The organism is Bradyrhizobium sp. C-145, assembly GCF_023375135.1.
Lineage (GTDB): Bacteria > Pseudomonadota > Alphaproteobacteria > Rhizobiales > Xanthobacteraceae > Bradyrhizobium > Bradyrhizobium zhanjiangense.
Genome location: NZ_CP088150.1, coordinates 2,720,455 through 2,736,249, shown reverse-complemented (window position 1 = coordinate 2,736,249; position 15,795 = coordinate 2,720,455). Strand labels below are relative to the sequence as shown.

Here is a 15,795-nt window from a genome sequence, read left to right as displayed (position 1 = left end):
TACCGCCCCTCGAATTTCGGGTCGCGCTGTTTCGCCATCCGTTATCTCGTAGGGTGGGCAAAGGCGCGTTTGCGCCGTGCCCACGATCAATACCTGCGACCGTCCTGGTGGGCACGCTCCGCTTTGCTCACCCTACGGCACTCACCGGGCTACGCATCGTCAGATCTTCCGTCCCAGCTGCTCCCAATAGGAATCGCGCAGGCGGCGTTTGAAGATCTTTCCGGAGTCTTCGCGCGGCAGCCCGGTGCGGATCTCGATGTGCTTTGGCACCTTGTAATCGGCGAGATGGGCTTTCAGGCTGGCGCGTATGGAGGCTTCATCGAGCGCGACGCCGGCCTGCGGCTCGATCACCGCCATCAGCGCCTCGCCGAATTCGGCATCGGGGATGCCGAACACCGCGCAATCGTGCACGCCGGGCACGGCATGCAGCACGGATTCGATCTCGGCCGGGTAGATGTTGACGCCGCCCGAGATCACCATGTCGCGCTTGCGGTCACAGATGAAAACGTAACCCTCTTCATCGATATAACCGACGTCGCCGGAGGTGATGAAGCCGTCGCGATCGATCTCGGCGCGCTTCTCCGGCTTGTTGTGATAGGTGAAATCGGCCATCCCGGCCATGCGGGAATAGATCTCGCCGATCTCGCCGACGCCGAGCACGCGGCCGTCCTCGCTGAGGAAGCGCAGCTCGGCGCCGGGCGAGATCTTGCCGACCGTGCCGGGCTTCTTCAGCGCGTCCTCGGAGGTCGCGAAGGTGACGGCGCCGGATTCGGTCGAGCCGTAGAATTCATAGATCACCGGCCCCCACCATTCGATCATGGCGCGCTTGACGTCGGCCGGACATGGCGCGGCGGCGTGGATGACGTGGCGCAGCGAAGAGACGTCGTACGTCTTGCGCACCTGCTCCGGCAGCTTCATCAGGCGGATGAACATGGTCGGCACCATGAAGATGGTGTCGACCTTGTAGCGCTCGATCAGCTGCAAAAACTCCTCCGCCTCGAAACGCGGCATCAGCACCAGCGCGCCGCCGAGCTTGCCGGCACGGATGCCGAAAGAATTCGGCGCGGAATGATAGAGCGGGCCCGGCAGCAGCGCGCGGGCGCCGGGCTTGAGCCCGTAGATCATCGCGCGCATGCGCTCGCCGGCGGCCAGCTGCTCCAGCGTCGGCGCATTGCGGCGGACGCCTTTGGGATGGCCTGTGGTGCCCGAGGTGTAGATCATGTTCATCGGCTGCGGCACGACCGGGCCGTCATAAGGCTGGTGCTGCGCGAGCCAGGACTCGAAATCGATTGCGAAGTCCGGCGTCGCCAGATGATGGGGATCGATCTTGTAGCTGGACAGGATCTCCCGCGGGGTCGGCACGCCGAGCACGGTGACGCCTTTGGGGATCGCATCGCGCAAGGGGTGCAGCATGTCGGCATGTCCGATCAGCACGGACGTGCCGGTATCTCCGAGGATGTAATTGATCTCCTCCGGCTTGAAGTGCCAGTTGATCGGCACGCCATAGGCGCCCAGCCGCATCGCGGCATAGGCGGCCTCCAGGAAGGCGATGTCGTTGCGCATCAGCATGCAGACGCAATCGCCTGGCTTGACGCCGAGCTTGGCGAGGCCGGAGGCGATGCGGTCGGCACGGTCAGCGATTTCGGCGTGGGGGCGACGGCGGCCGCCGGAGACGATGCCGAGGAAATGGGACGTTTCGCTCATTTTTGTTTTCCGATCTTTCGTCGGGTTAAGAAATGTGGAGACCACCAGCCCGTCGCTCCGGGGCGATGCGAAGCATCGAGCCTGGAATCCATTTCACCTCAAAAAATGCGGCTCGATGGATTCCGGGCCTGCGTCTACGGCGCATTCCGGAATGACAAGTTGCTAATCCGCAAATTTCGGCGCGCGCTTCTCCAGATTGGCGCGGACCGCCTCGGTCTGGTTGGCGCTGCCGATCAGCTTCTGCTGCTCGACGGATTCGGCGAGCAGCGCGGGGCCCGGATCGACCGAGAGATTGTTGAGCAAACGCTTGGCGGCGCGGATCGCATCGGGACTCTTGCCGGCGATCTCGCGCGCGACTTCGAGGGCGCTAGCGCGCGGGTCGTCGCAGATGCGCGTAGCGAGACCGTAGGTCATCGCCTCCTGCGCCGAGAAGATGCGGCCGGTATAGGTGAGGTCGCGCAAGATATCGTCGCGCACGAGCGAGGCCAGGATCGGCGTGCCCGCCATATCAGGGACGAGGCCCCATTTGATCTCCATCACCGACATCCGCGCATCCGCCGCGAGGAAGCGCATGTCGGCGCCGAGTGCGAGCTGGAAGCCGCCGCCGAAAGCGACACCGTGCACGGCCGCGATCACCGGCACCGGAAGCTGGCGCCAGCCCCACACCGCCTGTTGCGGGAAGTTCGCCTGGCCATGGGTGCGCTTGGTGAGATCACGATTTTCGCCACCCGGAATTCCGTTGCCACCTTTTTCCTTCATGGCAGCGAAACGCCCCATGTCGAGCCCGGCGCAGAAGGCGCGGCCTTCACCTGAGAGCACGACGACGCGCACACTCTTGTCCTTCGAGAGACGCTCGGTTGCGGCGACAAGGGCCTCGAACATGGCCTGATCCAGCGCATTCATCTTGTCCGCGCGCACCAGCCGGACGTCGGCAACGCCTTCCGAGATCGAGATCGAGACGCGCTCTTCCATGGATGAATTCTCCCCTGTTCTTGTTCAGTGCCGCTTTACAGGAAGCCGGCGGCCAGATTTAGTCAATCGACCAATTAACTGACAATCCGTACGGGAGAAACAGCCATGTTCAAGGAAAATCTTCTGGCCGGACGGCGCATTCTCGTCACCGGCGGCGGCACTGGGCTCGGCAAGTCGATGGCGGCGCGGTTCCTCCAGCTCGGCGCCGAGGTGCACATCTGCGGCCGGCGCAAGATCGTCTGCGACGAGACCGCGACCGAATTGATGGATCTCTATGGCGGCCGCGTCACCAGCCACGGCGTCGATATCCGCAACGCGCTCGCGGTCGAGGAGATGATCGAGACCATCTTTCGCGACGGTCCCCTCACCGACCTCATCAACAATGCCGCCGGCAATTTCATCTCGCGCAGCGAGGAACTGTCGCCGCGCGGCTTCGATGCGGTCGCCAACATCGTCATGCACGGCACGTTCTACGTCACCCATGCGATCGGCAAGCGCTGGATCGCCTTGAAGCAGCCCGGCAACGTCGTCTCGATCACCGTGACCTGGGTGCGCAACGGCTCTCCTTACGTGGTGCCATCGGCGATGAGCAAGTCGGCAATCCACGCCATGACGATGTCGCTCGCCACCGAATGGGGCCGCTACGGCATCCGCCTCAACACCATCGCGCCGGGCGAAATCCCGACCGAAGGCATGAGCAAGCGGATCAAGCCCGGTGATGAAGCCGGCGCACGCACCAAGGCGATGAACCCGATGGGCCGCGTCGGCACCATGGAGGAACTGCAGAACCTTGCGGTGTTCCTGATCTCCGGCGGCTGCGACTGGATCAACGGCGAGACCATCGCCATGGACGGCGCGCAGGCGCTCGCGATGGGCGGCAATTTCTATCAGCTCCGCGACTGGAGCGACGACGACTGGAAAGCCGCACGCGAGAGCATCATGGCGCAGAACGAGAAGGACCGGGCGAAGCGGGGGTAGTTATCGTCGTCCCGGCGAAGGCCGGGCCCCATACGCACTGAATTTTGTTTGGCGAAGATTGGTCACGACCAGTCTTCGTCAAATTGCGTTCAGTGGTTATGGGTCCCGGCCGTCGCCGGGACGACGGCGTTGAGAGAGTTGCGCACTCTCCCTCCCCCACCTTGTCTTCACCCGCGGATGACGCCACACTTCCCCGCATAAAAACAAGACGCGACGGGAGAAACATGACCACACAGCCATTGGCCAATCTCGCCGACATGGTGCGCGAGCGCGCGACAAGCCGCGGCAACGCCATCGCCTACGAGTTCGAGGGCCGCCTCATCAGCTTTGCAGAGTTCGATATCAAGACGAACCAAGTCGCCAACGCACTGATTGCCATGGGCGTGAAGAAAGGCGACCGCATCGCCTATCTCGGCAAGAACAGCGACTTCTATTTCGAGCTGTTGATGGGCGCGATGAAGGCCGGCGTGGTGACGGCGCCGGTGAATTGGCGGCTCGCGGGACCCGAGGTCGCATTCATCGTGGAGGACTGCAAGGCGCCGGTGCTGTTCGTCGGGCCGGAGTTCATCACGCTCGTCCGCCAGATCAAGGACAAGCTACCGAGCGTACGGACAATCATCACCACCGAGGGCGGCGCGCCGGAATGGCCGGATTTTGCGGCCTGGCGCGATGCGCAGAGCGGTGAGGACCCGAAGGTGCCGATCGCTACCCGCGACATCGCGATCCAGCTCTACACGTCGGGCACGACGGGCAAGCCGAAGGGCGCGATGCTGTCGCACGCAAACTTCCTCAACCTGGTGCAGTCAGGCAATGCCGAAGACAAGCCGGAGTGGAACCGGTGGTCAACCGACGATGTCTCGCTGGTGGCGATGCCGGTCTTCCACATCGGCGGTTCGGGCTGGGGCGTGATGGGGCTCTATCACGGCGCCCGCGGCGTGATCGCGCGCGAGTTCGATCCGACAAAAGTGCTGGATTTCTTCGAGCAGTCGGGGATCACAAAGCTGTTCATGGTGCCGGCGGCGATGCAGTTCGTGGTGCGGCAGCCACGCGCCAGGACGGTCGATTTCTCGCGCCTGAAATACATGCTCTATGGCGCCTCGCCGATACCAGCGGCGCTGCTGAAGGAGTGCATCGAGGTTTTCAAGTGCGGCTTCGTGCAGCTATACGGCATGACCGAGACCACGGGCACGATCGTCGCCCTGCCGCCGGAAGACCACGTCGAGGGTCTGGAGCGGATGCGTTCGGCCGGCAAGGCACTGCCGGGCGTCGAGATCGCGATCCTGGACGTGGACGGCAAGCCACTGCCGCCGCGTGAGGTCGGCGAGATCGCGACGCGCTCCGGCTCGAACATGGCCGGCTATTGGAACCTGCCCGAGGCGACCGCCGCGACGCTGCGCTCGGACGGCTGGCTGCGCACCGGCGATGCCGGCTACATGGACGAGGACGGCTATCTCTACATCCACGACCGCATCAAGGACATGATCATCTCCGGCGGCGAGAACATCTACCCCGCCGAGGTCGAGAGTGCGTTGTGCGATCATCCCGATGTCGCGGAAGCTGCCGTGATCGGCGTGCCCGACGACAAATGGGGCGAGGCGGTGAAGGCCGTCGTGGTGATGAAGCCGGGCAAGCAGGCGAGTGCCACCGACATCATCAACTTCACCCGCGAGCGCATCGCCGGCTACAAGACGCCGAAGAGCGTGGAGTTCCTGCCGGCGCTGCCCCGCAATCCATCAGGCAAGATCTTGCGGCGGCAATTGCGCGAGCCGTATTGGGCGGGGAAGGACCGAAGGGTGAATTGATCGTCATTGCGAAACCGAAGCGATGAACAATCCAGCATCCCGCCACGGCGACATTCCTGGATTGCTTCGCTCCGCTCGCAATGACGGCTAATGTTTCCCCGGCCCCATATAGCTGAACAAAAACCCCGCCACTTTCCGCATCTGGATCTCCTCGCTGCCCTCGGTGATCCTATAACGCCGGTGGTGGCGGTAGATGTGCTCGAACGGCTTGTGGCGTGAGTAGCCCATGCCGCCGTGGACCTGCATAGCGCGGTCGGCGGATTCGCAGCAGAGGCGGTTTGCCCAGTAGTTGCACATCGAGACGCGATCGGAGAGCGTGCGCTCGATCTGCTCCTCGGTGAGCTGGTCCATCTCCCAGGCGGTCTTGCGGATCAGAAGACGCAGCATCTCGGCCTGTGTCGCCAGCTCGACCAGCGGGAACTGGATCGCCTGGTTCTCGGCAAGTGCCTTCCCGAACGGCTTTCGCTCGCGCGCGTACTTCACGCTCTCGTTGATGCAGTAAACCGCAGCTCCCAGCGAGCTCGCGGCCTGCCGGATACGGTTCTGGTGCACGAAGCATTGCGCCAGCGACAGGCCGCGGCCGACCTCGCCGAACAGCGCATCCTCCGGCACGAACACGTCGGTGAAGCTGACGCGCGGGTGGTCGGTCGGCATGTTGAAGGTCCACATGTACTCCTCGACCTTGACACCGGGACTCTTGGCCGGCACCAGGAAGCAGGTGATGCCGCGGGCGTCGCCGTCATTGCCGCTGGTGCGCGCGAACAGCGCGCAGTGCGTGGCAACGTGCATGCCGGTGGTCCACATCTTCTCGCCGTTGATGATCCAGCCCTTGACATTATCGCGGGTCGCCGGCACCGCACGCGTCTCCATGTGGGTCGCGTCCGAGCCGTGATGCGGCTCGGTCAAGCCAAAGGTGATGCGGTACTTGCCTTTGATCGAGCCGTCGATCATCGCCTTCTGGTCGTCGCGGCCGTAGCGGTCGAGCATGGTAACGACGGGGAAATTGCCGACGATGGAGTGCTCGTTCTGGAGGTCGTTGTGCAGGCCGAGACCCTTTGCGGCAAAGTGCTCGCGGATCACGGCCATCCAGAGATTGGAGCCGTCCTTGCCGCCATATTGCTTCGGCACCGGAAACCGCAGATGGCCGGCGGCGTCCGCAAGGTCCTTGGCCTTGCGCAGCAACGCTTCCCATTCGTGGCGTGGCAGGCCGCCATTCTCGAAATCGGTGCGCGCCCATTCGCGGCGGTGATCGAAGAAGCGGATGTTGTCGTCGGCTTCTTCCAGCGGCTTGATCTCGCGTTCGATGAAACGGTCGAGCTCTCCGAGATAGGCGACGAGATCGGCAGGCAATGAGAAATCCAAGGGTTCTCTCCCGGAATGATTTTTCGTTTTGCGTTAAGGCGCTACGCGCATTCTTGCTTCGCATGATTAAGCGGAGAAGAGCGCATCCAAGTCAAGCAAGCCGAGACGTGTGAGGCGCGCAAGGCGCGCTTGCGCAATTCGATGGTGTTCAGACGCACCCGCGCGCTACTATGCCGGCAATATTCCTTCACGAGAAAATGCGGGAGCGATCATGGAGCTGAAATTTTCGAAGGTGGAACGCAAGGGCCCGATCACGATCGTCACGCTGTCGCGCCCCGAGGTCTACAACGCGCTGCACACCGATGCGCATTTCGAGCTCAACAAGGTGTTCGACGACTTCTCCGCCGATCCCGAGCAATGGATCGCGATCGTCACGGGTAGCGGCGACAAAGCGTTTTGCGCCGGCAACGATCTGAAGTGGCAGGCGGCGGGCGGCAAGCGCGGCTGGGACAAAGGCGGCTTTGGCGGCCTGACCTCGCGGTTCGACTGCGACAAGCCAATCATCGCAGCGGTGAATGGCGTCGCGATGGGCGGCGGCTTCGAGATCGCGCTGGCCTGCGACCTCATTATCGCCTCGGAGACCGCGACCTTCGCTCTGCCCGAGCCGCGCGTCGGCCTAGCCGCACTCGCCGGCGGCCTGCACCGGCTGCCGCGGCAGATCGGGCTCAAGCGCGCCATGGGCATGATCCTCACCGCACGCCATGTCAGCGCCAAGGAAGGCCTCGAGCTCGGCTTCGTCAACGAGGTGGTGCCGCAAGGCGAAGCACTCAACGCCGCGCTGCGCTGGGCTGACATGATCACCAAGAACTCGCCGATGTCGATCCGAGCCTCGAAGCAGGCGATCCAGAAGGGGCTTGGCGTCTCCCTGGAGCAGGCGATCGAGGAGCAGCGCGAGTATCCGGCGGTGAAGGCGATGGCGGCGTCGCGGGATTACATCGAGGGCCCGAAGGCGTTCGCGGAAAAGCGGCCGCCAAAATGGGTGGGGAAGTGACCGCGCTCGGCGCCGCGCGCCCTAACATCACCGGTGTCATGCCCCGGCTTGACCGGGGCATCCAGTACGCCGTCGCTTCTCCGTATGTCACTGCCGTCTCTCGAATACTGGATCGCCCGCCTGCGCGGGCGATGACAGCTGAGAGCTTGGATGACGAGTACCACAAACTCGTCATTGCGAGCCAGCGCCGCGGGAAGCGCGGCCCGATGACAGGCTCCGCGAAGCAATCCAGAATCTTTCCGCGGAAGCAGTCTGGATTGCTTCGTCGCATCAGCGCAAATTGCTCCGCAATTTTGTCGCGAGCTCCTCGCAATGACGGAGCAGGTGGCTACGCCTACCCGCCTCGCGGCAGCTCTCGCTTGTAGGACGCGTAATTCGGCTGATCGACTGCGAGCTTGTCCATCGTGGTCGCCCAGAGGTGCTCGGCAAGGCCCGGCGTTGCGAGATCGACCTCGCCTTTGGCGATGCGATCGGCGAGCGCTTGATTGAGCTCGGCGACCGAGCCGTCCACGCCCAGCAGCGCGCGCAGCCGCTCCACCTCCCTTGCATCGCTCTCCTCCTCCCGTGTCAGCTGCCGCGTGACGAGGTCGAGGATGTTGATGGCGACGCGCAGCTTGAAGGCCTGGTGGCCGGAGATCAGCGGCGTGATGTCGTTGCGCAAGAAATCTGCGACTGACTTGGTCAGCTCGATCGGTGTGGGTTCGTCCTGCATGGTCAACTCCCGCGCGGCGCGAGCAGCCGCAACAGATCGATCTCGGTCTCGGAGGCGCGGCGGCCGATCATGGCGCGCTCCATGGAATGGTCGGGCCCCTCGCGGAACCGCTGCATCATGCCGCCGCACATGATGCCCCAGCGTAGCGTCCCCATCACTTCCCAGAATTTCACGCGCGCCGGATCGACCTTGCGGCCGGCGGCCTCATAACCTGCGAACAGCTCCTCACGCGAGCCAAAGCCGCCGACCGGCTTGTCGATCTCGCCAAAGCGCCAGGAGTTGACGCAGACCCAGCCGAGATCCTCCATGGGATCGCCGAGATGGGCGAGTTCCCAATCGAGGACCGCACGGACACCGTCGGCGCCGATGATGAGATTGCCGTTGCGGAAATCGCCATGCACCAGCGTCTCCACGGCCGAGGGGCCGGGATCGTGATCGCGCAGCCAGCGCAGCGCCAGCTCGAACACGGGCTTTGGCCAGTTCAGGCTGCGATAGTCGTGCTCGAACTCGCCGATCTCCTTCGCCGCGGTCATGCGGCGCAGCTCGGGCAGCTTGTCCAGCGGCAGCTTGTGCAGGCCGGCGAGCACGCCGCCGATCTGCCGCGCCAGCAGCGGCCGTGCAGCTGCGAACTCGTCATCGCGAAGGATCTTGCGGGCGATGGTCTCGCCCTCGACCCGCTGCATGATGAAGCCGGTGCCGAGATCGTCCTCCGGCGTGAGCACATGCATCACCCGCGGCGATGGCACGCCGGCCTCATAGGCGAGCTGCATCAGCTGCGCTTCAGCGCCAAGGCCGGCCGCACGCGTTGGCGCAGCGCCATAGCCCTTCGGCGAGCGGCGCAGGATCGCGCCGATCGGACCATCGGGATGCACGACGTCGAAGCGCCAGGTTTCCTGGCTGGCGCCGCCCGAGAGCTTTGCCGCGCCGGTGACGCCGGTCGCGCCCGGGCACCAGCGCTGGACGCTGCGTGAAAGCTCCGCCTCGATCATTTGCCTTTGAACTGCGCGGGCCGCTTCTCCAGGAACGCGCCGACGCCCTCGCGAAAATCCTGGGTGTCGCCGGCGCGGAGCTGGCACTGGAATTCGAGATTGAGCTGATCCTCGAACGAGTTTTCAGGGCTGTCCCAATAGAGCTTGCGGATCAGCGACAGCGCGACCGTCGGGCCGCTGGCGAGCTCGCGCGCGAGCTTCATCGCTTCCTCCATCAGCACGCCGTCATCGTAGACGCGGTTGACGAGGCCCCATTCCAGCGCCTTCTCGGCCGGCAGCCGCTCGCCCATCAGCGACAATTCGATCGAGCGCGCCCGGCCGATGAGGCGCGGCAGTAGCCAGGTCGAGCCGCAATCGGGCACGAGACCGATGCGGCGGAAGGCTTGCAGGAAATACGACGAGCGCGCACACAGGATCATGTCGCCGAGCAGCGCGAAGCTCATGCCGGCGCCCGCAGCCGGGCCGTTGACGGCGGTGATGATGGGGCAATGCAGGTTGCGGATGCGGCGCAGGAAGGGATGAAAACCGGTCTCGAGCGTCAGGCCGGCCTTGGTCTTCTTCGACTGATTGTTGCGGCCCTGGAGATTCGCGCCGGTGCAGAACGCCCGCCCCGCGCCGGTCAGCACGACGCAGCGCACCTCGTCCCTCTTCTCCTCGATGGTATCAAGTGCTTCGGCAAGACCGCCCAGCATGTCCAAGGAGACCGCGTTCATCACCTCCTGATGGTCGAGCTTGAGGATCGCGACCGCGCCATCGAAATCGAGCGTGACGTGTTTGAACTGCATGGTTTCCTCGTCAGTTGCCGGCCTGGGTCAGTTTCGCAGACCGGAATTTGTTTTGCCGGGGCGCATATTTGATTTTTGTCGCGGCCTTGTCCATGGTGATCGGGACATAGCAAGCAATCTTGTGCGCAGCGGCTGACGCGCGCCATGCCAAATATGGGAAACGCGCCATGAACCTTTTCGACCTCACCGGCCGCGTCGCCGTGATCACCGGCGGCAATGGCGGCATCGGGCTCGGCATCGCGCAGGCGCTCGCCGGCCAGGGCTGCAACGTCTCGATCTGGGGCCGCAATCCTGACAAGAACAGAAGCGCTGCCGCGAGCCTGGCCGGCCTTGCCGGCAAGGTCGACACCCGCGTCTGCGACGTCACCGATCCGGCCTCGGTCAATGCCGCGATGAAGGCGACGCTCGACACGTTCGGCAGGGTCGACGGCTGCTTTGCCAATGCCGGCATCGGCGGCGGCGGCCGGCGCTCCTTCATCGAGCGCACCGAGGAGGAATGGCGCACGATGTTTTCGACCAATCTCGACGGCGTGTTTCATGCGTTCCAGGCCGCGGCGAAGCACATGACCGAACGCGCCAATGCCGGCGATCCCTTCGGCCGGTTGGTTGCCACCTCGAGCCTCGCCTCGATCTTCGGCACCGCGCGCAACGAGCACTATGCGGCGACCAAGGCCGCCATCAACGCGCTGGTGCGCGCGCTCGGCGTTGAGCTGGCGCGTTACGGGGTCACCGCGAACGCGATCCTGCCAGGCTGGATCAAGAGCGACATGACTGCCGGCATCATGGCGAACGACAAATTCGTCGCCAATGTGATGCCGCGCATTCCGGTGCGCCGCTTCGGCGAGGCATCCGATTTCGGCGGCATTGCCGTGTATCTGATGAGCAAGGCGTCGTCGTATCACACCGCCGATACGTTCGTGATCGACGGCGGCTATACGGCGTTCTGATTTTTTGTAGGGTGGGCAAAGGCGCTCTTGCGCCGTGCCCACCATAGGCATCTTCCAATGTCGTGGTGGGCACGCTGCGCTTTGCCCACCCTACGGCTTCTCGTTTTGTCAGCGCAGAAGGGAATGGGCAAATGTTCTCGCACGTCATGATCGGCACCAACGACTTGGACAAGGCCAAGGCGTTCTACGACAAGCTGCTCGGCACGCTTGAGGTACGGCCGGCCAGGGTCGACGGCCATCGCATCTTCTACATCACCAAGACCGGTGTGTTCTCGGTGTCGAAGCCGATCAACGGCGAACCGGCGACCTGCGCGAATGGCGGCACGATCGGCTTTGCTTGCAATTCGCCGGAGCAGGTCGAGGCTTGGCACGCGGCCGGAGTCGCCGCCGGTGCAAAATCGATCGAGGATCCGCCTGGCATCCGCCAGGGCCCCGGCGGCAAGCTCTACCTCGCCTATTTGCGTGATCTCGACGGCAACAAGATCTGCGCGATGCATCGGCTGCCGGCGTGAGCTAGCTACATCCACCGCTGTCATTCCCCGCGAAAGCGGGGAATCCAGTACGCCGCGGCTTCTCGATTCAATCACTGCGGTCTCTGGAATACTGGATCGCCCGGTCTTCGCCGGACGATGACAGCGGAGAGTGAGGCGCGCGCCTGCCGCCTCTCGCCCAGCACCATTCAAACAACATTTCAAACGCCCGCGCAAAATTCCATCGCATGGCATGGCGCGCGTGAAAAATGCGTGCTCGCACTTTGGCAGCGCTGCGACTATTCTCCGGCTCAGCAGTCTCAACGATCCGGGAGGAACAATGACAAAACACACCTACATTCCCCGCACCACCAACTACACTCTCAATCCCGGCGACGAGCTCAACGACCTCAGGATGTCGGACCAGGTCCGGCCGCTCTATGATCACGTCAAGAAGTTCATCCGCGACACCGTCGAGCCGATGTCGATCGAGTTTGCCAAGGCTGGCGAGAGCAAGGAGGATCGCTGGAGCTTTACCCCGAAGCAGCTCGAGGTGCTGGAGAAGGCCAAGAACAAGGCCAAGCAGGAAGGCCTCTGGAACTTCTTCCTGCCCGACGACGAGACCGGCCAGGGCCTGAAGAATCTCGACTACGCCTATATCGCGGCCGAGCTCGGCAAGAGCCCGCTGGCTTCGGAGACCATGAATTGCTCGGCGCCCGACACCGGCAACATGGAGGTGCTGGAGCGCGTCGGCACCAAGGAGCAGAAGGAGAAGTGGCTAAAGCCGCTGCTCAACGGCGAGATCCGCTCGGCCTACGTCATGACCGAGCCGAACGTCGCCTCCTCCGACGCCAAGAACATCTCGACGACGGCCAAGCTCGTCGGCGACGAATGGGTCATCAATGGCGAGAAGTACTACATCTCAGGTCTCGGCGATCCCCGCTGCAAGATCCTCATCGTGATGGTGAAGACCAATCCGGATGCGGCGCCGAGCAAGCAGCAGTCGCAGATCCTGGTGCCGCGCGACACGCCCGGCGTCGAGGTGCTCGGCCCCATGTACGTGTTTGGCCAGGACCACGCGCCGCGCGGCCACATGCATATGCGCTTCAACAACGTCCGCGTGCCCAAGGAGAACATGCTGCTCGGTGAGGGCCGCGGCTTCGAGATCTCGCAGCTCCGCCTCGGACCGGGGCGCATCCACCATTGCATGCGCACCATTGGCAAGGCCGAGAAGGCGCTCGACCTCATGGTGCAGCGTGGCCTCACCCGCGAGGCCTTCGGCAAGAAGATCGCCCATCTCGGCGGCAACATGCAGATCATCGCGCAGGCGCGCTGCGAGATCGAGGCGATGCGGCTGATGGTGCTGAAGGCGGCGAAGGCGATGGATGTGCTCGGCAACAAGGAGGCCCGCGTCTGGGTCTCCATGGTCAAGGCCATGGTGCCGGAGCGCGCCTGCAAGATCATCGACCAGGCGATCCAGATGCACGGCGCCACCGGCATCTCGCACTGGACCCCGCTGGCCGAGATGTACCAGGACGTCCGTCACCTGCGCTTCGCCGACGGTCCGGACGAGGTGCACTGGATGGTGGTGGGGCGCCACGAGTTGAGCATGGCGTGAGGCGCCGCTCTATCTTTCCCCTCTCCCCGCTTGCGGGGAGAGGGTCAGGGTGAGGGGGACTCTCCACAAGGACGGTGACAGATGGACTCGCGGAGACTCCCCCTCACCCGCCTTACGTCACCGGCACGAGCTTGTCCTGCGTCTTGGTCTCGAAGTCGCTCGCGTCGTGGCGTTCGTGGAGCTGGCTGGCGGGATCGCCGGAGACGCGGTTGACCATGCGGCCGCGCTTCACGGCCGGGCGCTTGGCGATCCGGTCGGTCCAGCGCTGCACGTTCTTGTAGTCCTGCACCGAGAGGAATTCGCCGGCACCATAAACCAGCCCCTTGGCGAGCGCACCGTACCAGGGCCACACCGCCATGTCGGCGATGGTGTACTCGCTGCCCGCGAGATATTCGTTGTCGGCGAGCCGCCGATCGAGCACGTCGAGCTGGCGCTTGGTCTCCATTGCGAAGCGATCGATGGCGTATTCGATCTTGGTCGGCGCGTAGGCGTAGAAATGGCCGAAGCCGCCGCCGAGATAGGGCGCGCTGCCCATCTGCCAGAACAGCCACGACATCGCCTCGGTGCGGGTCTTGACGTCCTTCGGCAGGAAGGCGCCGAACTTCTCGGCGAGGTAGAACAGGATCGAGCCGGACTCGAACACGCGGATCGGCTCGGGCCCGGAGCGGTCCATCAGCGCCGGGATCTTGGAGTTCGGATTGATGTCGACGAAGCCGCTGCCGAACTGGTCGCCGTTGCCGATCCTGATCAGCCAGGCGTCGTATTCGGCGCCCTTATGGCCGAGCGCCAGAAGCTCCTCCAGCATCACCGTGACCTTCACCCCGTTCGGCGTCGCCAGCGAGTAAAGCTGGAGCGGGTGGCGGCCGACCGGCAGCTCCTTGTCGTGGGTGGGCCCGGCGATCGGGCGGTTGATGTTGGCGAACTGCCCGCCATTTTCCTTGTCCCAGGTCCAGACTTTGGGCGGTACGTAGGGGGTGTCGGTCATGAAAATGCTCCGGCGCGGAAGGGCGCGTGCAACGTTAGCTAGCGAGACCGGTAAAATTGACAAGGGCGCCGACATGCATTGCAGGGCGGGGCCGCTCTCCATTTCGTCATGGCACTCGTCCCTGCAACCCGTCCTGCACATGGCGCCTGCACGCAAGATGCGCCTCAGAATCCGGCGTGGCATCGCCGGTGGTGATGGGCTAGCGTCGGGATGCCTTCGCCCGAGGAAAGCAACAAGAGCAAGCGAAGGCCCGCCGCCGGGAGAGAGCCATGAAATCGCCGATCTGCGACATGCTGGGCATCGAGTTCCCGCTGCTCGCCTTCAGCCATTGCCGCGATGTCGTTGCCGCCGTCAGCCGCGCCGGCGGCTTCGGCGTGCTGGGCGCCACTGTGCACACGCCGGATACGCTCGAACGCGAACTGAAGTGGATCGACGATCACGTCGACGGCAAGCCCTACGGCATCGACGTGCTGATCCCCGAAAACATCTCCACCGCGGGCGAAAAGGACGTCACCTGGAAGAGCCTGGAGGCGCGCGTGCCGCAAGAGCACCGCAACTACACACGCGATCTTCTGAAGAAATACGATATCGAGCTGACCGCCACTGAAGTGGCAGACAATCAGCCGCAACCGTTCGACGGGAAGACCGCACTTCAATTGCTCGAGGTCTCCTTCAATCATCCAATCCGCTTAATCGCAAATGCGCTGGGCGTGCCGCCGAAGGCGATGATCGAGATGGGCAAAAAGCATGGCGTGCCCGTTGCCGCGCTTGTCGGCGCCAAGGAGCACGCACTGCGCCAGGTCGCGGCCGGCGTCGACATCCTCGTCGTGCAGGGCACCGAGGCCGGTGGCCATTGCGGCGAGGTCTCGACCATGGTGCTGGTGCCGGAGGTGATCAAGGCGATTAGGCCGATCCGCGACGTGCCGGTGCTGGCGGCCGGTGGCATCATGACCGGACGGCAGATGGCGGCCTGCATGGCGATGGGCGCGGCCGGCGCCTGGACCGGCTCGGTGTGGCTCGCCACCGTCGAGGCCGAGACTACGGAGATTTTTCGCGAGAAGATGATCGCGGCGTCCTCGCGCGACGCGGTGCGCTCGAAGGGCCGGACCGGCAAGCCGGCACGGCAGCTTCGCTCGGTCTGGACCGATGCCTGGGACCGGGCGCCAGACAGCCCGGGCGCGCTGCCGATGCCGCTCCAGAGCATCATCAGCCGCGACGCTTTCAACTCGATCGACCGCGCGGCGGCGAGCGGCAACGCCAAGGCGCGCGATCTCGTCAGCTATTTCGTCGGCCAGGGCGTCGGGCTGATCGACAGCGTGAAATCGGCCGGCGCCGTGGTGCAGGAGTTCAAGGAAGAGTTCGCCGAAGCCGTCGAGCACATGAATGCGCTGGTGGCGGAGTAATGGTGTGTGGCCGCACTAGCGCCCGTGGCCCATCCTTCGATGGCTCGCCCGACGGCGCGTTGCGCCGTCAGCCTCGC

General features: G+C 64.2%; 14 protein-coding genes. 7 read left to right on the top strand and 7 right to left on the bottom strand.

Annotated elements, in window-relative coordinates; all coding sequences use genetic code 11:
- Nucleotides 1–159 precede the first annotated feature (159 nt).
- Both LRP30_RS12610 and LRP30_RS12605 read right to left on the bottom strand, forming a co-directional pair.
- Nucleotides 160–1,704 carry an acyl-CoA synthetase gene (locus LRP30_RS12610; protein ID WP_249760518.1) on the bottom strand — a complete coding sequence of 515 codons (1,545 nt, stop codon included), beginning with the start codon at nt 1,702–1,704 and terminating at the stop codon, nt 160–162.
- Nucleotides 1,705–1,866: 162 nt separating this feature from the next.
- The gene (locus LRP30_RS12605; RefSeq protein ID WP_249760517.1) at nt 1,867–2,676 is read right to left on the bottom strand and encodes a crotonase/enoyl-CoA hydratase family protein; all 810 of its coding nucleotides are present in this window, start codon (nt 2,674–2,676) and stop codon (nt 1,867–1,869) included.
- Between the two features lie 105 nt (nt 2,677–2,781).
- On the opposite strand from LRP30_RS12605, the gene LRP30_RS12600 reads away from it, so the two are divergent.
- On the top strand, nt 2,782–3,654 hold the full coding sequence (locus tag LRP30_RS12600; RefSeq protein WP_128942983.1) for an SDR family oxidoreductase: 873 nt from the start codon (nt 2,782–2,784) through the stop codon (nt 3,652–3,654).
- A 224-nt stretch (nt 3,655–3,878) separates the two neighbouring features.
- Entirely contained in the window at nt 3,879–5,456 is a 1,578-nt protein-coding gene (locus LRP30_RS12595) for a fatty acid--CoA ligase (RefSeq protein ID WP_249760516.1), read from the top strand.
- A gap of 87 nt (nt 5,457–5,543) precedes the next feature.
- Here LRP30_RS12595 and LRP30_RS12590 read toward each other — a convergent pair whose 3' ends face one another.
- Nucleotides 5,544–6,818, bottom strand: coding sequence for an acyl-CoA dehydrogenase family protein (locus tag LRP30_RS12590; RefSeq protein WP_249760515.1), 1,275 nt, complete (start codon nt 6,816–6,818; stop codon nt 5,544–5,546).
- A 211-nt stretch (nt 6,819–7,029) separates the two neighbouring features.
- Here LRP30_RS12590 and LRP30_RS12585 point away from each other — a divergent pair, with 211 nt between their 5' ends.
- Nucleotides 7,030–7,809 carry an enoyl-CoA hydratase-related protein gene (locus tag LRP30_RS12585; RefSeq protein WP_249760514.1) on the top strand — a complete coding sequence of 260 codons (780 nt, stop codon included), beginning with the start codon at nt 7,030–7,032 and terminating at the stop codon, nt 7,807–7,809.
- A gap of 334 nt (nt 7,810–8,143) precedes the next feature.
- Here LRP30_RS12585 and LRP30_RS12580 read toward each other — a convergent pair whose 3' ends face one another.
- From LRP30_RS12580 to LRP30_RS12570, 3 genes are read right to left on the bottom strand one after another with little or no spacing between them, the layout of a single operon-like run.
- Entirely contained in the window at nt 8,144–8,521 is a 378-nt protein-coding gene (locus LRP30_RS12580; RefSeq protein ID WP_249760513.1) for a DUF6285 domain-containing protein, read from the bottom strand.
- Nucleotides 8,522–8,523: 2 nt separating this feature from the next.
- The gene (locus LRP30_RS12575; protein WP_249760512.1) at nt 8,524–9,510 is read right to left on the bottom strand and encodes a phosphotransferase family protein; all 987 of its coding nucleotides are present in this window, start codon (nt 9,508–9,510) and stop codon (nt 8,524–8,526) included.
- A complete protein-coding gene (locus LRP30_RS12570; RefSeq protein WP_128935054.1) occupies nt 9,507–10,295 on the bottom strand; it encodes an enoyl-CoA hydratase/isomerase in 789 nt (262 codons plus the stop codon). Before LRP30_RS12570 ends, LRP30_RS12575 begins: the two co-directional genes overlap by 4 nt.
- A gap of 167 nt (nt 10,296–10,462) precedes the next feature.
- Here LRP30_RS12570 and LRP30_RS12565 point away from each other — a divergent pair, with 167 nt between their 5' ends.
- The 3 genes from LRP30_RS12565 (at nt 10,463) to LRP30_RS12555 (ending at nt 13,330) form a co-directional block, all read left to right on the top strand.
- Nucleotides 10,463–11,242 carry an SDR family oxidoreductase gene (locus LRP30_RS12565; protein WP_249760511.1) on the top strand — a complete coding sequence of 260 codons (780 nt, stop codon included), beginning with the start codon at nt 10,463–10,465 and terminating at the stop codon, nt 11,240–11,242.
- Nucleotides 11,243–11,373: 131 nt separating this feature from the next.
- Nucleotides 11,374–11,754, top strand: coding sequence for a VOC family protein (locus LRP30_RS12560; RefSeq protein WP_128935056.1), 381 nt, complete (start codon nt 11,374–11,376; stop codon nt 11,752–11,754).
- A 298-nt stretch (nt 11,755–12,052) separates the two neighbouring features.
- Nucleotides 12,053–13,330, top strand: coding sequence for an acyl-CoA dehydrogenase family protein (locus LRP30_RS12555; protein WP_176945975.1), 1,278 nt, complete (start codon nt 12,053–12,055; stop codon nt 13,328–13,330).
- Between the two features lie 112 nt (nt 13,331–13,442).
- On the opposite strand, the gene yghU is transcribed toward LRP30_RS12555, so the two are convergent.
- Entirely contained in the window at nt 13,443–14,315 is an 873-nt protein-coding gene (gene yghU, locus LRP30_RS12550; protein WP_249760510.1) for a glutathione-dependent disulfide-bond oxidoreductase, read from the bottom strand.
- A gap of 269 nt (nt 14,316–14,584) precedes the next feature.
- Between yghU and LRP30_RS12545 the strand changes: the two genes are divergently transcribed.
- The gene (locus tag LRP30_RS12545) at nt 14,585–15,718 is read left to right on the top strand and encodes a nitronate monooxygenase (protein ID WP_249760509.1); all 1,134 of its coding nucleotides are present in this window, start codon (nt 14,585–14,587) and stop codon (nt 15,716–15,718) included.
- The last annotated feature ends 77 nt before the right edge of the window (nt 15,719–15,795 follow it).

Bases quoted from the DNA above. Each gene is read 5' to 3' on its own strand.
- LRP30_RS12545 (WP_249760509.1), top strand. From the start codon at position 14,585: ATGAAATCGCCGATCTGCGACATGCTGGGCATCGAGTTCCCGCTGCTC.
- LRP30_RS12610 (WP_249760518.1), bottom strand. From the start codon at position 1,704: ATGAGCGAAACGTCCCATTTCCTCGGCATCGTCTCCGGCGGCCGCCGT.
- LRP30_RS12560 (WP_128935056.1), top strand. From the start codon at position 11,374: ATGTTCTCGCACGTCATGATCGGCACCAACGACTTGGACAAGGCCAAG.
- LRP30_RS12555 (WP_176945975.1), top strand. From the start codon at position 12,053: ATGACAAAACACACCTACATTCCCCGCACCACCAACTACACTCTCAAT.
- LRP30_RS12580 (WP_249760513.1), bottom strand. From the start codon at position 8,521: ATGCAGGACGAACCCACACCGATCGAGCTGACCAAGTCAGTCGCAGAT.
- LRP30_RS12570 (WP_128935054.1), bottom strand. From the start codon at position 10,295: ATGCAGTTCAAACACGTCACGCTCGATTTCGATGGCGCGGTCGCGATC.
- LRP30_RS12605 (WP_249760517.1), bottom strand. From the start codon at position 2,676: ATGGAAGAGCGCGTCTCGATCTCGATCTCGGAAGGCGTTGCCGACGTC.
- yghU (WP_249760510.1), bottom strand. From the start codon at position 14,315: ATGACCGACACCCCCTACGTACCGCCCAAAGTCTGGACCTGGGACAAG.
- LRP30_RS12565 (WP_249760511.1), top strand. From the start codon at position 10,463: ATGAACCTTTTCGACCTCACCGGCCGCGTCGCCGTGATCACCGGCGGC.
- LRP30_RS12600 (WP_128942983.1), top strand. From the start codon at position 2,782: ATGTTCAAGGAAAATCTTCTGGCCGGACGGCGCATTCTCGTCACCGGC.
- LRP30_RS12585 (WP_249760514.1), top strand. From the start codon at position 7,030: ATGGAGCTGAAATTTTCGAAGGTGGAACGCAAGGGCCCGATCACGATC.
- LRP30_RS12575 (WP_249760512.1), bottom strand. From the start codon at position 9,510: ATGATCGAGGCGGAGCTTTCACGCAGCGTCCAGCGCTGGTGCCCGGGC.
- LRP30_RS12595 (WP_249760516.1), top strand. From the start codon at position 3,879: ATGACCACACAGCCATTGGCCAATCTCGCCGACATGGTGCGCGAGCGC.